Source organism: Pseudomonas fluorescens (assembly GCF_902498065.1).
In the GTDB taxonomy this organism is placed as follows: Bacteria; Pseudomonadota; Gammaproteobacteria; order Pseudomonadales; family Pseudomonadaceae; genus Aquipseudomonas; species Aquipseudomonas fluorescens_BJ.
In genome coordinates this window covers 481,367-495,715 of the sequence record NZ_CABVIR010000003.1, presented here as the reverse complement: position 1 = coordinate 495,715, position 14,349 = coordinate 481,367, and the positions used below count along the sequence as shown (strand labels likewise).

The 14,349-nt window shown below is 59.8% G+C and carries 13 protein-coding genes; 7 read left to right on the top strand and 6 right to left on the bottom strand.

What is annotated here, in order from left to right; all coding sequences use genetic code 11:
- Positions 1–14: 14 nt before the first annotated feature.
- Positions 15–2,012, bottom strand: coding sequence for a transketolase (gene tkt, locus F8N43_RS15070; protein WP_150633737.1), 1,998 nt, complete (start codon positions 2,010–2,012; stop codon positions 15–17).
- Between the two features lie 260 nt (positions 2,013–2,272).
- On the opposite strand from tkt, the gene F8N43_RS15065 reads away from it, so the two are divergent.
- From F8N43_RS15065 to F8N43_RS15050, 4 genes are all read left to right on the top strand, one after another.
- On the top strand, positions 2,273–3,268 hold the full coding sequence (locus tag F8N43_RS15065; protein WP_150633736.1) for an ArsR/SmtB family transcription factor: 996 nt from the start codon (positions 2,273–2,275) through the stop codon (positions 3,266–3,268).
- Positions 3,269–3,286: 18 nt separating this feature from the next.
- Positions 3,287–4,477 (top strand): methionine adenosyltransferase, encoded by a 1,191-nt coding sequence (gene metK, locus F8N43_RS15060; RefSeq protein ID WP_123434685.1) that lies wholly within the window; start codon positions 3,287–3,289, stop codon positions 4,475–4,477.
- 189 nt (positions 4,478–4,666) lie between these two features.
- On the top strand, positions 4,667–6,340 hold the full coding sequence (gene ligB / locus F8N43_RS15055; RefSeq protein ID WP_150653976.1) for an NAD-dependent DNA ligase LigB: 1,674 nt from the start codon (positions 4,667–4,669) through the stop codon (positions 6,338–6,340).
- A 104-nt stretch (positions 6,341–6,444) separates the two neighbouring features.
- A complete protein-coding gene (locus F8N43_RS15050) occupies positions 6,445–6,840 on the top strand; it encodes a DUF1090 domain-containing protein (RefSeq protein ID WP_150639077.1) in 396 nt (131 codons plus the stop codon).
- A gap of 66 nt (positions 6,841–6,906) precedes the next feature.
- On the opposite strand, the gene F8N43_RS15045 is transcribed toward F8N43_RS15050, so the two are convergent.
- Entirely contained in the window at positions 6,907–7,356 is a 450-nt protein-coding gene (locus tag F8N43_RS15045; protein ID WP_150633733.1) for a c-type cytochrome, read from the bottom strand.
- Positions 7,357–7,484: 128 nt separating this feature from the next.
- Between F8N43_RS15045 and F8N43_RS15040 the strand changes: the two genes are divergently transcribed.
- Entirely contained in the window at positions 7,485–8,669 is a 1,185-nt protein-coding gene (locus F8N43_RS15040; RefSeq protein ID WP_150639076.1) for a murein transglycosylase A, read from the top strand.
- A 142-nt stretch (positions 8,670–8,811) separates the two neighbouring features.
- On the opposite strand, the gene F8N43_RS15035 is transcribed toward F8N43_RS15040, so the two are convergent.
- Both F8N43_RS15035 and F8N43_RS15030 read right to left on the bottom strand, forming a co-directional pair.
- Complete coding sequence (locus tag F8N43_RS15035) at positions 8,812–9,195, bottom strand: MAPEG family protein (RefSeq protein WP_150633731.1); 384 nt, start codon at positions 9,193–9,195, stop codon at positions 8,812–8,814.
- Positions 9,196–9,235: 40 nt separating this feature from the next.
- Entirely contained in the window at positions 9,236–10,069 is an 834-nt protein-coding gene (locus F8N43_RS15030) for an EamA family transporter (RefSeq protein ID WP_150653975.1), read from the bottom strand.
- A gap of 222 nt (positions 10,070–10,291) precedes the next feature.
- On the opposite strand from F8N43_RS15030, the gene F8N43_RS15025 reads away from it, so the two are divergent.
- Complete coding sequence (locus F8N43_RS15025; protein ID WP_150633729.1) at positions 10,292–11,461, top strand: MFS transporter; 1,170 nt, start codon at positions 10,292–10,294, stop codon at positions 11,459–11,461.
- Positions 11,462–11,605: 144 nt separating this feature from the next.
- Entirely contained in the window at positions 11,606–12,871 is a 1,266-nt protein-coding gene (locus tag F8N43_RS15020) for a cation:proton antiporter (protein WP_150639075.1), read from the top strand.
- Here F8N43_RS15020 and F8N43_RS15015 read toward each other — a convergent pair whose 3' ends face one another.
- Together F8N43_RS15015 and F8N43_RS15010 are read right to left on the bottom strand one after the other, a co-directional pair.
- Positions 12,872–13,756: a formate/nitrite transporter family protein gene (locus F8N43_RS15015; RefSeq protein WP_150633727.1), complete on the bottom strand. Its 885-nt coding sequence runs from the start codon at positions 13,754–13,756 to the stop codon at positions 12,872–12,874.
- Positions 13,757–13,854: 98 nt separating this feature from the next.
- Positions 13,855–14,259, bottom strand: coding sequence for an acyl-CoA thioesterase (locus F8N43_RS15010; RefSeq protein ID WP_150633726.1), 405 nt, complete (start codon positions 14,257–14,259; stop codon positions 13,855–13,857).
- Positions 14,260–14,349: the final 90 nt, after the last annotated feature.

Below are 14,349 nucleotides of genomic sequence, written 5' to 3'. Positions count from 1 at the left end.
ACACATTTTCCGGATCAGTCTTCCAGCAGCTCTTCAGCCTGACCCAGGATGTTCTCCAGGGTGAAGCCGAATTCTTCGAACAAGGCTGGCGCAGGCGCCGACTCGCCGTAGGTGGTCATGCCGATCACGCGGCCTTCCAGGCCCACGTACTTGTACCAGTAGTCCGCGTGAGCGGCTTCGATGGCGATACGGGCGCTGACTTGCAACGGCAGAACCGCTTGCTTGTAACCGGCGTCCTGAGCATCGAACACGCTGGTGCAAGGCATCGAAACAACGCGCACCTTGCGACCTTGCTCGGTCAGCTTGTCATAAGCCTGAACCGCCAGACCGACTTCCGAACCGGTGGAGATCAGGATCAGCTCAGGCTCGCCTTCACAGTCCTTCAACACATAACCGCCACGGGCGATGTCAGCGATCTGCAGCGCGCTGCGCTCCTGATGCTGCAGGTTCTGACGCGAGAAGATCAGCGCCGAAGGGCCGTCCTTGCGCTCGATGGCTTCTTTCCAGCAAACCGCCGATTCAACGGCATCGGCTGGACGCCAGGTGTCGAGGTTCGGCGTGCTGCGCAGGCTGGTCAGTTGTTCGATCGGCTGGTGAGTCGGGCCGTCTTCGCCCAGGCCGATGGAATCGTGGGTGTAGACGAACACCACGCGTTTCTTCATCAACGAGGCCATGCGCACAGCGTTGCGTGCATATTCCATGAACATCAGGAAGGTCGCGCCGTAAGGCACCAGGCCGCCGTGCAGGGACACGCCGTTCATGATCGCGCTCATGCCGAACTCGCGAACGCCGTAGTACACGTAGTTGCCGCTGGCGTCTTCGGCGGTGACACCTTTGCAACCTTTCCACAGGGTCAGGTTGGAGCCGGCCAGGTCAGCGGAGCCGCCGAGGAATTCCGGCAACAGTGGGCCGAACGCATTCAGGGCGTTCTGGCTGGCTTTACGGCTGGCGATGGTTTCGCCCTTGGCCGCGACTTCAGCAATATAAGCCGAGGCTTTTTCAGCGAAGTCAGCCGGCAGTTCGCCGCTCAGACGACGGACCAGTTCGTTGGCCAGCTCAGGGAAAGCCGCGGAGTAGTCAGCGAAACGCTGATCCCACTCGGCTTCGGCCGCACGGCCGGCTTCCTTGGCGTCCCATTCGGCGTAGATGTCGGCCGGGATTTCGAACGGGCCGTGGTTCCACTTCAGCGCAGCACGGGTCAGTGCGATTTCCGCGTCACCCAATGGAGCGCCGTGGCAATCCTCTTTACCTTGCTTGTTCGGCGAACCGAAACCGATGGTGGTCTTGCAGCAGATCAGGGTCGGCTGTTCGCTTTTGCGAGCCGTCTCGATGGCAATCTTGATCTCTTCAGGATCATGACCGTCGACGTTGCGGATCACCTGCCAGTTGTAGGCTTCGAAACGCTTAGGGGTGTCATCGGTGAACCAGCCTTCGACTTCGCCGTCGATGGAGATGCCGTTGTCATCGTAGAAGGCGATCAGTTTGCCCAGACCCAAAGTACCGGCCAGAGAGCCGACTTCGTGGGAAATGCCTTCCATCATGCAGCCATCACCCAGGAACACGTAGGTGTGGTGATCGACAACGTTGTGGCCCGGACGGTTGAACTGCGCCGCCAGGACTTTTTCTGCCAGGGCAAAACCAACCGCGTTGGCCAGACCCTGGCCCAGTGGACCGGTGGTGGTCTCGACGCCAGGGGTGTAGCCGAATTCCGGGTGACCCGGGGTGCGGCTGTGCAGCTGGCGGAAGTTTTTCAGGTCATCGATCGACAGGTCGTAGCCGGTCAGGTGCAGCAGCGAGTAGATCAGCATCGAGCCATGGCCGTTGGACAGCACGAAGCGGTCACGGTCGGCGAACGATGGATTGCTCGGGTTGTGCTTCAGGTAGTCACGCCAAAGTACTTCGGCGATATCCGCCATACCCATCGGGGCACCGGGATGGCCGCTGTTGGCTTTTTGCACGGCATCCATGCTGAGGGCACGAATGGCGTTGGCACGCTCACGACGGCTGGGCATCGCTGATCTCCTAGGGTTTGAATAAAACGAAACGGAAAAAAGGCGAGCATTTTCCCTCACCGACCCGCCTCGGGGCAATGACAGATAGTCATTCGAAGGCGTTTTTCCGGTGGATAAAGGCGCATTCGCCTGGTGAAACCTTTCCGCTGACGATTTGTAGAGTGACCCTTTCCCCGAGAAGTGCCATCTATCGAGCAATATCAAAACTTTTTGATATTGCTCTTGCAGTCATTTCTGACCGTCACTAGACTGCTGGCCTTATGAATTTACGCGTGCCTTCCATTCAACATGACGATTGCGATGAGCTGGCAGCCTTGTGCAAGGCTGGCGGCGATCCTCTGCGTCTGAATGTATTGCGCGCGCTGGCCAACGACTCGTTTGGCGTACTGGAGCTGGCGCAGATTTTCGGCATCGGTCAGTCCGGGATGAGTCACCACCTCAAGGTGCTGGCCCAGGCGGAGCTGGTAGCGACCCGCCGCGAAGGCAATGCGATTTTCTACCGTCGCGCCCTGCCCCACACCGAGCTGCTGGGTGGCCAGCTGCATGCCGCGCTGCTCGATGAAGTGGACAACCTGACCCTGCCTGCCGATGTGCAGTCGCGGATCGGTCAGGTCCACGGGCAACGAGCAGCGGCCAGCCAGGACTTTTTCTCACGGGTCGCGGAGAAGTTTCGCGCCCAGCAAGACCTGATTGCCGGCCTGCCGCAGTACCGTGAAAGCGTGGTGACGCTGCTCGACAAGCTGGGCTTCAGTGAAGGTGCCACAGCCATCGAAGTCGGCCCCGGCGACGGCGCTTTTCTGCCGGAACTGGCGCGCCGCTTCACGCACGTCACGGCGCTGGACAATAGCCAGGCGATGCTCGAACTGGCGCGTCAGGTCTGTGATCGTGAATCCCTGACTAACGTCAGCCTGCAACTGGCCGATGCATTGAACGGTGTAAGCCTTCAGGCCGATTGCGTTGTACTGAACATGGTGCTGCACCATTTTGCCGCGCCGGCCGATGCCCTCAAGCACATGGCCGGTTTGCTGCAACCAGGCGGTAGCCTGCTTGTGACAGAGTTATGTAGCCACAACCAGAGTTGGGCCAGGGAGGCCTGCGGTGATCTCTGGTTGGGGTTTGAACAGGACGATCTGGCCCGTTGGGCCACCGCTGCGGGACTCGTTCCCGGGGAAAGCCTCTATGTAGGCTTACGTAATGGTTTCCAGATTCAGGTCCGCCATTTTCAGCGACCGGCTGGCGACACTCACCATCGGTAAATTCAGGAAAAAATCGAGATGAGCGAATACTCCCTCTTCACCTCCGAGTCCGTGTCCGAAGGGCACCCGGACAAAATCGCCGACCAGATTTCCGATGCGGTGCTGGACGCCATCATTGCTGAAGACAAGTTCGCCCGTGTGGCGTGCGAGACGCTGGTAAAAACCGGCGTGGCAATCATCGCAGGTGAAGTCACCACGTCGGCCTGGGTCGACCTGGAAGAAATCGTCCGTAACGTCATTCTGGACATCGGCTACAACAGCTCCGATGTCGGCTTCGACGGCGCAACATGCGGTGTGATGAACATCATCGGCAAGCAATCCCCTGACATCAACCAGGGTGTTGACCGTGCCAAGCCTGAAGATCAGGGCGCCGGCGACCAGGGCCTGATGTTCGGCTACGCCAGCAACGAAACCGACGTGCTGATGCCAGCACCGATCACCTTCTCGCACCAACTGGTGCAGCGTCAGGCCGAAGCCCGTAAATCCGGCCTGCTGCCTTGGCTGCGCCCGGACGCCAAGTCGCAAGTGACTTGCCGTTACGAAGGCGGCAAGGTTGTGGGTATCGACGCTGTTGTACTGTCGACCCAGCACAACCCTGAAGTGTCGTACAAAGACCTGCGCGAAGGCGTGATGGAGCTGATCGTCAAGCACGTGCTGCCTGCCGAACTGCTGACCAAAGACACCCAGTTCCACATCAACCCGACCGGCCAGTTCATCATCGGTGGCCCGGTAGGTGACTGCGGTCTGACTGGTCGCAAGATCATCGTCGACAGCTACGGCGGCATGGCCCGTCACGGCGGCGGCGCGTTCTCCGGCAAGGATCCATCGAAGGTTGACCGTTCGGCTGCCTACGCCGGTCGTTACGTGGCGAAGAACATCGTCGCTGCCGGCCTGGCCGAGCGTTGCGAGATTCAGGTTTCCTACGCGATCGGTGTTGCTCAACCGACTTCGATCTCGTTGAACACCTTCGGCACCGGCAAAATCAGCGACGACAAAATCGTCAAACTGGTTCGCGAAGTGTTCGACCTGCGTCCATACGCAATCACCACCATGCTCGACCTGCTGCACCCGATGTACCAGGAAACCGCAGCGTACGGCCACTTCGGCCGCACCCCGGCGACCAAAACCGTGGGCGAAGACACCTTCACCACGTTCACCTGGGAAAAAACCGACCGCGCCGACGACCTGCGTCTGGCTGCCGGCCTGTAAGACTTCCCCGGCGGTACCAAAAGCCCCGCACGGTTCGCCGTGCGGGGCTTTTTATTGTCTTTCGCTTGGGACTCTGTCGGCGATGAGGCCAACCCAGTCACCCGGAAACACAAGGCAAAACACCCACCCTTCCCGCCTGACAATAAGTGACTAGCCTTCAAGTATTCCAATTGAGCAAGGACGCTCAGCATGCTTCTGCGCCTGTTTACTATTTTCGCCCTGACCTTGCTCTGCTCGATCTCAAACGCAGCCGATTGCCCCGACTGGTCACCCGTACGGGCGCTGGACGAAATCACCGCCCTGCAAAAACAAATCGACATTTGGGACGACAGCTATCACCGCCGCGGCCACTCATTAATCACCGACGAACTCTACGATCAGTCCCGTGCACGGCTGACCGAATGGCGAAAGTGTTTTGACCTGGATCTGGCCCCCGAACCCTTGCGTACCGCTGGCGGCAAGGTCACTCACCCTGTCGCCCACACCGGCCTGGAAAAAGTTCGGGATAGGCATGCGGTCGAAAACTGGCTGCGCAGCCGCGAGGACATCTGGATACAACCCAAGGTCGACGGCGTAGCCGTGACGCTGATCTATCGCAATGGCGTGCTGCATCAGGCGATCAGTCGCGGTGACGGCGTGAATGGGCAAGACTGGACGACCTCGGCGCGACTGATCCCCGCCATCCCCCTACAACTGGCGCAACCCGTGGATTTGCTCGTGCAAGGCGAACTCTACTGGCGCCTGATCGACCATGTACAAGCCAAGGCCGGAAGCCTCAATGCGCGCGCCACCGTGGCCGGTTTGATGGCGCGCAAGGAAGTCAGCCCTGAGCAGGCCGCCGGTATCGGCTTGTTTATCTGGGAATGGCCACAAGGCCCGGCCGGTTTGCCCGCTCGCATCGCCGCGCTGGATGCGCTGGGTTTGCCGAGCATCGCGCCTTACAGTCAGCCGGTGCAGACGTTTGCCGATGCCGAACACTGGCGCGATCACTGGTATCGCTCGCCCCTGCCCTTTGCCAGTGACGGTGTCGTCCTGCGCCAGAGCCAACGCCCTTCGGCCGAACGCTGGCAAGTGAAAACACCCTACTGGGCGGTCGCCTGGAAATACCCCTTCGCCCAGGCATTGGCTGAAGTGCGCAAAGTCGACTTCAAGGTCGGTCGCACCGGACGAATCACCCCCGTGCTGGACCTGAAACCGGTGACGCTCGATGACCGGCAGATCAAGCGTGTCAGCGTCAGCTCCCTGCGCCGCTGGGTGGACCTGGACATCCGGCCCGGGGACCAGGTGTCCATCAGCCTTGCGGGGCTGACCATTCCCCGGCTCGATGGCGTCGTTTTGCGAGCCACCGAACGCCCGGCGTTGAACGCGCCGCTGCCAGCCGACTTCCATCATTTGAGTTGTTGGCAACCGACGCCCGGCTGCGAAAGCCAATTTCTCGCGCGACTGACCTGGCTCAGCGGCAAGCAAGGGTTGGCCTTGCCTCATGTTGGCCCAGGAACATGGGAGAAACTTTTCGAAACAGGCCACCTGAATGGCCTGCTGGATTGGTTGACCCTCGACGCTCAAGAGCTTGCTAACATTAACGGCTTCGGCGAGAACAGCAGTACGCGCCTTCTAAACAGTTTCAACAGCGCCCGCCAACGCCCTTTTTCTCGCTGGCTCAAAGCCCTGGGTTTACCACCGACCGGTCAGGCCCGCCTCGCCGGCTCCTGGCAGGAACTGGCACAACGAAACACCGAACAATGGCAGGCCGAAGCTGGCATCGGTCCGGGACGCGCGGCGCAATTGAGCGCATTTTTCCGCGACCCGCAGGTCCTGGCCTTGAGCGACACATTACGTGCGGCGGGGATCGACGGTTTTTAGCGACCGCAGATGCTCGCCCACCTGGGAACCCAAAGTTGCCGATGGGCTCAAACGCCCATCGCCCTATCGACCCGATTGCACCTGACCTTGCACATGGAGCTTTTATGAAATTTCTTTCACCGCTCGCCCTGCTGGCCCTTTGCGGTGTGATGGCCGCTCCACTGATGGCCGCCGAAGAGGCCCCGGGGCTGACCGGTTGTGCCGCCAAGAAGCAAGGCATCATCAACCAGATCGAGCTGGCCAAATCCCACGGCAATGCCGATCAGCAGGCGGGCCTGGAAACAGCACTGAGCGAAGTCACCGCGCATTGCACCGATGCTTCGTTGAAGAAGGAGCGGGAAAACAAGGCCCTCGACGCCAAGCATGAAGTGAGCAAACGCCAGGCCGATCTCGACAAAGCCATGAAGAAAGGCGATCCCGAGAAGATCAACAAGCGCAAAGACAAACTGGCCGAGTCGCGCAAGGAACTGCAGGACGCGCTGGATGAGCTGGATAAGTAAAAGCGAAAATGATCAAAGATTTTCTGCTGCTCTTGCTCGCGAAGATGTCAGAGGGAACACCGCCAATCAATGATCCCGAAACTCTTTATGGCACGCACTGCAGGCATCCTCGACCTTCTGCACCGCCGGCCCAAGATTGCTGGCCTTGTAAGGCTGAACCTTGCTGGCAATCACCAATTCACCGGTGGCGGCTTCAAGAGTGCGGGCCATTTCCTGAAAGCGTGCCTGTTTCTGCCAGACATCGCCCTTGGCGCTGGTGTGATCTTCTTCGCGCACCTGCGGAAAATGCTTCCACGGCTCATGGGACAGAGCATCGAGCTTCACCGCGCCGTCAGCGAATTTCGGGCCGTCGAATGGAATGCGACCACGCAACATGCCGCCCAGGTCTTCGCCGGTCTTGAGCATTTGTTTGAAGATGGCCTTGCGCTGACCCAGTGGCGAATTCGGATCGACACCGCCGCAGGCGGACAAGGTCAGGCAGGCCAGCAATACAATAGAAAGTCTTTTGAGGGTCATGGTGGCTTCAGATCACGGAAAACGGCGGCCAGTATCCTCGCGTGATCGGCAAAGACCAATAGCCCTATTATCAATACGGGTTGTTTGAGCGCATGGAGCACTCACGCAACCGACAAAGGAATTACTCCATGAACAGCCGTTTCAAGGCATGGCGTCATCGCCTCGCCTGGACCCTCCCGATAGTGGCCGTGCTCGCAGGCTGCACTGGCGGTGACAACAACACACCGAAAACCCACGCGCTGGCGACTTATTCCAGCGCCACCTGGGAGGCCCTGCCGACAGTCTCCGATAACGACCTGGTCGCCGGTTTCGGCTCATGGCGCAGCGCCTGCACCCGACTCAAGGCAGACCCGGTCTGGGGCTCGACCTGCGCCGCTGCCGCCAACGTGCCGCAAACCGCCAATGACATTCGCGGCTTCCTCAAACAGAACCTCGACGTCTACGGCCTGCGCGCCGCCAACGATAACCCCAACGGCTTGATCACCGGCTACTACGAACCGGTCTACCCCGGCAGCCTGACCCAGACTGCCGTGGCGAACATCCCGGTGTACGGGGTTCCAGAAGACATGATCATCGTCTCCCTGGACAGCATCTACCCGGAGCTCAAAGGCAAACGCCTGCGCGGACGGCTTGAAGGCCGCGTGCTCAAACCTTACGACGATGCAGCAACGATCGAGACCAAAGGCGTCAAGGCACCGGTTGTGGCATGGCTGACCGACCCGATGAACCTGCAATTCCTGCAAATCCAGGGCTCGGGTCGCATTCAACTCGACGACGGTCGTCAGTTGCGAATCGCGTACGCCGACCAGAACGGCCATCCGTATCGCCCCATCGGCCGCTGGCTGGTGGAGCAAGGCGAACTGAAGAAAGAAGACGTGACCATGGGCGCAATCAGCAACTGGGCCAAGGCCAATCCGGCACGCATTCCGCAATTGCTTGGCAGCAACCCGAGCTATGTGTTCTTCACCCGCAACCCGGACAGCAATGAAGGCCCTCGTGGCTCGCTGAACGTGCCGCTGACTGCAGGTTACAGCGCGGCAGTGGATCGCAAAGTGATTCCGCTGGGCAGTCTGTTGTGGTTATCCACGACGCGGCCGGACGGCACCGCACTGGTACGCCCGGTGGCAGCTCAAGACACTGGCGGCGCGATTGCTGGCGAAGTCCGTGCGGACTTGTTCTGGGGCACCGGCGAAGCAGCCGGGCAATTGGCAGGTGACATGAAACAGCAGGGGCAGATCTGGATGCTCTGGCCCAAAGGCGCGGCGTTGCCGCAAGTGCCTCAGGTGGCTGATGCGGTTAAAGCCAATCCTTGAGTTCTGCTTCGGCTGATAGATAGTAATCGCGGGCAAGCCCGCTCCCACAGATTAGTTGTCTAACCACTCTATCGTGATCGACATAAATCCCTGTTGGAGCGGGCTTGCCCGCGATGAGGCCAGCAAAAACGCCCGGTTGTTATCAGACAGAAACCACAAAGAAACTGACGATCAACCCAATCCCCACAAACCACACCAGCGACCGCAGAATCGCCCAGTCCGCCAGGTAGCAAATGATGTACAGCAGACGGCTGGTGATGAACAACACCGACAGCACATTGATCGTCACCAGCTCGGCGTTGCCGGCCAGGTGGGCCACGATCACCGCCGCCGCGAACGCCGGGGTCACTTCGAAACTGTTCAATTGCGCCGCATATGCGCGCCGGCCAAAACCATTCAGTGACTCGAGAAAATCTCGGGGGTCATGATTGTCTTTCAGTCCAAAACGGCCACTGGCCTTGGCAATACCCACGCAGAGATAGGGCAGAAAAAACGCGATCAAAATGCACCACAGAGCAACCGTCATAAAGCAGTCCTTTCTTCAGTTTTAAAATGTTGAGCACCCGTCAAAACTTCATCACCAACATGCCGATCAACACCAGCCCACAGGCTAAGAGCCGTGGCCGACCGAAAGGTTCTTTCAGGTAGCGCATACCGAACAGCACCACCAGAATCACGCTGATCTCGCGCAAGGCCGCCGCCTCGGCAATCGACCCCAGTTGCATCGCCCACAGCACCAGAGCGTAGCTGAACAGCACGCAAAACCCGACCGCCAACCCCAAGCGCCACTGTTCACGCCAGAACAGCATGAACGCCGGTCGCTTGCGCACCAACGCGAGCAAGGGAAACGGCCAGGCGCTGAACAACGTCACCCAGACCAGGTAATCCAGCGGATGCGACCAGCGCCGCAACGCCTGGCCATCGATAAAGGTGTAGCAGCCAATACACAGGCCAATCAGCGCCACCACCGGCAGCATCGACCATGGCAAGCGCGCACCGCCACCGCCCTGCCACAGCAGGCACAACATACCGAAGGGGATGAGTAGAATTCCAAAGATCTGCTGATTCGTCAGCACCTCCCCGGCAAAGATCAGCGTCAGGGCCAGCACCACTAACGGCGACAAGCCACGCATCAGCGGGTACACCAGACCGAGATCACCGACCCGATAGGCCTGAATCAGCAGATAACGATAGAGCAATTCGAACGCTGCCGATGCGAGAATCCATGGCCAGATTTCAATGGGTGGCAACGCCACGAACGGCAGCATCAGCGCGACAAAAAGCATCGCCACGCTGTCCATGCAGGCCACGACCAACAACCGTTCCGCACTGAATTTGATCAGGGTGTTCCACGCCGCGTGCAACAGCGCCGCCACCAACACCAACGCCGTCGCAAGCACGGCACACTCCTTTTTTATTGATTCCCCTCCCGCGTAGGAGCGAAGGGGAGAATTGATTCGCCATATGTCAGCAGCTGTTTATACTGCAAGCGACCACGCCGCACTCAGTTGCGCACAGACTAATTCCAATAATTCCTGCCATGGCCCGCTCTCCTTCGAGAACGGTCGTCGGCCCGCGTATGCCTGATCACAGCGTCAAGACTACCGACAGAGACCTTGCGCATGCCACTCGCTTTGCTTGCCCTCGCTGTTGCCGCGTTCGGCATCGGCACCACTGAATTCGTCATCATGGGCTTGCTGCCCGACGTCGCTCGCGACCTTGCCGTGAGCATTCCCCACGCCGGTCTGTTGATTACCGGTTACGCCCTGGGCGTGGTGTTCGGCGCGCCGATCCTCGCCATCGGCACCGCCAATATGCCGCGCAAAGCCACACTGCTGGGCATGACGCTGATGTTCATCCTCGGCAACGTGCTGTGCGCGTTGGCGCCAAACTACGCCACGCTGATGGCCGCGCGAGTCGTCACCGCGTTGTGCCACGGAGCGTTCTTCGGCATTGGTTCGGTGGTCGCGGCCGGCCTGGTCGCGCCGAACAAGCGGGCGCAGGCGATTGCCATGATGTTCACCGGCCTGACCCTGGCCAACGTGCTCGGCGTGCCATTGGGCACTGCGCTCGGCCAGTACGCGGGTTGGCGCTCGACGTTCTGGGCGGTGTCGGTGATCGGTGTGATCGCCGCGATTGCGCAGTGGGCCTGGTTGCCGAAAGACATCGCCATGGACAAGGCCAATCTCGCCAGCGAGTTCAAGGTGCTGGGCAAGGTCAACGTGCTGTTGGCTTTGGGCATGAGCGTGCTGGCGTCGACCAGCCTGTTCAGCGTGTTCACCTACATCGCGCCCATTCTTCAAGACATCACTGGGGTCAGCCCGCACGGTGTGACGATTATGCTGCTGTTGTTCGGCGCGGGCTTGACGGCGGGCAGCATGCTCGGCGGCCGTCTGGCCGACAGTCGTCTGCTGCCTTCGCTGGTGGGCATGGCGCTGGCGGTGGTGGTCGTGCTGGCCGCCTTCACGCAGACCAGTCACTCGGTGATTCCGGCGGCGATCACGCTGGTGTTGTGGGGGATCTTTGCCTTCGCCCTGTGCCCGATCCTGCAATTGCTGATCATCGATCAGGCGCATGAAGCACCCAATCTGGGTTCAACGTTGAACCAGAGCGCATTCAATCTCGGTAACGCTGCAGGCGCCTGGATGGGTGGCCTGGTCGTTGCCAGCGGCGCGGACCTGGCAGACTTGCCGTGGACCGGCGCACTGGTCAGTGGCTTGACGGTGCTGACTGCAGTTTTCTTCATTTACCTGCAACGTCGCGGTGCGACTGCGGTCAATGTGTCCGGCTGAATAATTGCGTCACCGCTATCGCGAGCAAGCTCGCTCCTGCAGGGATCTCCAGTACGACCGGGATCAAATGTGGGCGCGGGCTTACTCGCGAAAAAACTGACTCGCTGCACCTGCCCAAACCTGTTTTCCAACCAAGGACCCCGGATGCTTGAACTTGTCGCTGCCTTTATCTGCCTCACCACCCTCCTCACCTACGTGAATTTCCGCTTCATCGGCCTGCCCCCGACCATCGGCGTCATGGTCACCGCGCTGATGTTTTCCTTGTTGCTGCAAGGGTTGAGTTTCCTCGGTTACCCCGGCCTCGAAGAGCATGTGCAACAGCTGATCGGCCAGATCGATTTCGGTGATCTGCTGATGAACTGGATGCTGTCCTTTCTGCTGTTTGCCGGCGCGCTGCACGTCAATCTCAATGACCTGCGCAGCTATCGCTGGCCCATCGGCCTGCTGGCAACGTTTGGCGTATTAATCGCCACCGCCGTGATCGGCAGCCTCGCGTATTACATCTTTGCTCTGTTCGGCTGGCACGTGAGTTTTCTGTATTGCCTGCTGTTCGGCGCGTTGATTTCCCCAACTGACCCGATCGCGGTGCTCGGCGTGCTGCGGACTGCCAACGCGTCCAAGCCGCTGAAAACCACCATCGTTGGCGAATCGCTGTTCAACGATGGCACCGCAGTGGTGGTGTTCACCGTGCTGCTGGGTATCGCGCAACTCGGCGAAACCCCGACCGTAGGCGCCACCGCCATGCTGTTCGCGCATGAAGCGATTGGCGGCGTGTTGTTTGGTGGGCTGATCGGTTATCTGGTGTACCTGATGATCAAGAGCATCGAGCAGCATCAGATCGAAGTAATGCTGACCCTGGCGCTGGTGATCGGCGGCTCGGCCATGGCGTCAGAACTGCATGTTTCCGCACCGATCGCGATGGTGGTCGCCGGCCTGATCATCGGCAATCTGGGGCGCAATCTCGCAATGAACGACATGACCCGAAAGTACCTGGATGGTTTCTGGGAGCTGCTCGACGACATGCTCAACGCCCTGTTGTTTGCCCTGATCGGCATGGAGCTGTTGCTGCTGCCGTTCAACTGGCTGCACGTGCTGGCAGCCAGTTTGCTGGCCCTGGCGATTCTGCTCTCGCGCCTGTTGACCGTGGCACCGGCTATCCTGCTGCTGCGGCGCTGGCGCACAGTGCCGCGCGGGACAATCCGGATTCTGACCTGGGGAGGCTTGCGCGGTGGTGTTTCGGTGGCGCTCGCCCTGGCGCTGCCGTTAGGCCCGGAGCGTGATTTACTGCTGAGCATCACCTACATCGTGGTGTTGTCGTCGATCCTGTTGCAGGGCTTGAGCATCGGCAAACTGGTCAAGCACGTGACTCGCGATGAGCCTGCGCCAGCGGCACAGGCCGGGCATCACTGATTACTTTTTGACCTGCTGCGGGTCGGGCTTCCCCCGATCCGCAGACTGCTTCGGCGGCCCGCTTTCGCTGCGAATTTGCGCATGACTCAACAGCGCAAAGATAAAACTGCCACCGATGATGTTCCCCGCCAGCGTCGGCCCGGCGAACACCAGCCAGAAATCCTTCCACGGCAACTCGCCGGCAAACACCAGATACGACACCTCGGCCGAACCGACGACGATGTGGGTGAAATCCCCCAGCGCCATGAGGTAGGTGATGAGGATGATGATCCACATCTTGGCGCTCTCCATGGACGGAATCATCCAGACCATGGTTGCGATCATCCAGCCCGACACGATGCCCTTGGCGAACATCTTGCTCGCGTCGTTCTCCATGACCTTGCGCCCGATGTCGAGGAAGGCCAGGTCGGTCTTGGTGTCGAAAATCGGCAGATGCAACATCACATACGCAACCAGCAAGGTGCCACAGAGGTTACCCACCAGCACCACCGACCACAGCCGCAACAAGCGGCCGAAATTGTTCAGGGTGGGTTTGGTCATGACCGGCAGCACCGCCGTCAGGGTGTTCTCGGTGAACAATTGCTGACGGGCGAGGATGACCGCAAGGAACCCGGCGCAATAACCGAAACTGGCGATCACCTTGAAGTGTTCACCGTCCGGCAGGCGCGAGTTGAGCAACCCCATGGCCATCAGCGACAGGCCCATGGTCAGGCCGGCGGCGAGTGCCGACCACCACAACGCGGCGACACTGCGCTCAAGCTCCTGATCGCCCTGGGTGCGGATGATTTCGTGCAGTACAGCCGCACGCGGTGGCTGGTTTTTTTCGACGTCGTGCTGTTCTTCAACCGAAAGGTTCGGGGTCTTGCCGTCTTTTTGCGTGTCCATAGAGCTCCGGAACCGGTGGCGTGTCATGTAAGTACGACACGCGGGGTTCGGCGCTGTTCAGTGGTCCCACAAATGAAACCGCTCCTACGGGGCAGGTGTCATTGTTGAATGCCGTCGTCCTGGAACTGGTCTTTGACGTATTTGATCTCGGTTCGGCCGTGCGGCGCGGGCAAGCCGTCTTCACCGAGGTTGACGAAGACCATCTTTTCAACCGTCAGGATACTTTTGCGGGTGATCTTGTTGCGCACCTCGCAAGTCAGGGTGATCGAGGTGCGGCCGAACTCGGTGGCGGTGATGCCCAGTTCGATGATGTCGCCCTGGCGCGAGGCACTGACGAAGTTGATTTCGGAAATGTACTTGGTAACCACGCGCTGATTGCCCAACTGGACGATGGCGTAGATCGCCGCTTCTTCGTCGATCCAGCGCAACAGACTGCCGCCGAACAGTGTGCCGTTGGGGTTGAGGTCTTCGGGTTTTACCCATTTGCGGGTGTGGAAATTCATGTTCACTCCTGAGCGTCTTGCCGAATGATGGGCGCCATCATGGCAGAGCCCGGACTAGAGCTCTATTAAGCATCGACTATGGTCCCGATT

Excerpts from the sequence above, each read along its gene's own strand:
- F8N43_RS15045 (WP_150633733.1), bottom strand. The coding sequence starts at position 7,356 with ATGACCCTCAAAAGACTTTCTATTGTATTGCTGGCCTGCCTGACCTTG.
- F8N43_RS15040 (WP_150639076.1), top strand. The coding sequence starts at position 7,485 with ATGAACAGCCGTTTCAAGGCATGGCGTCATCGCCTCGCCTGGACCCTC.
- metK (WP_123434685.1), top strand. The coding sequence starts at position 3,287 with ATGAGCGAATACTCCCTCTTCACCTCCGAGTCCGTGTCCGAAGGGCAC.
- F8N43_RS15065 (WP_150633736.1), top strand. The coding sequence starts at position 2,273 with ATGAATTTACGCGTGCCTTCCATTCAACATGACGATTGCGATGAGCTG.
- ligB (WP_150653976.1), top strand. The coding sequence starts at position 4,667 with ATGCTTCTGCGCCTGTTTACTATTTTCGCCCTGACCTTGCTCTGCTCG.
- F8N43_RS15025 (WP_150633729.1), top strand. The coding sequence starts at position 10,292 with ATGCCACTCGCTTTGCTTGCCCTCGCTGTTGCCGCGTTCGGCATCGGC.
- tkt (WP_150633737.1), bottom strand. The coding sequence starts at position 2,012 with ATGCCCAGCCGTCGTGAGCGTGCCAACGCCATTCGTGCCCTCAGCATG.
- F8N43_RS15015 (WP_150633727.1), bottom strand. The coding sequence starts at position 13,756 with ATGGACACGCAAAAAGACGGCAAGACCCCGAACCTTTCGGTTGAAGAA.
- F8N43_RS15050 (WP_150639077.1), top strand. The coding sequence starts at position 6,445 with ATGAAATTTCTTTCACCGCTCGCCCTGCTGGCCCTTTGCGGTGTGATG.
- F8N43_RS15010 (WP_150633726.1), bottom strand. The coding sequence starts at position 14,259 with ATGAATTTCCACACCCGCAAATGGGTAAAACCCGAAGACCTCAACCCC.
- F8N43_RS15020 (WP_150639075.1), top strand. The coding sequence starts at position 11,606 with ATGCTTGAACTTGTCGCTGCCTTTATCTGCCTCACCACCCTCCTCACC.
- F8N43_RS15035 (WP_150633731.1), bottom strand. The coding sequence starts at position 9,195 with ATGACGGTTGCTCTGTGGTGCATTTTGATCGCGTTTTTTCTGCCCTAT.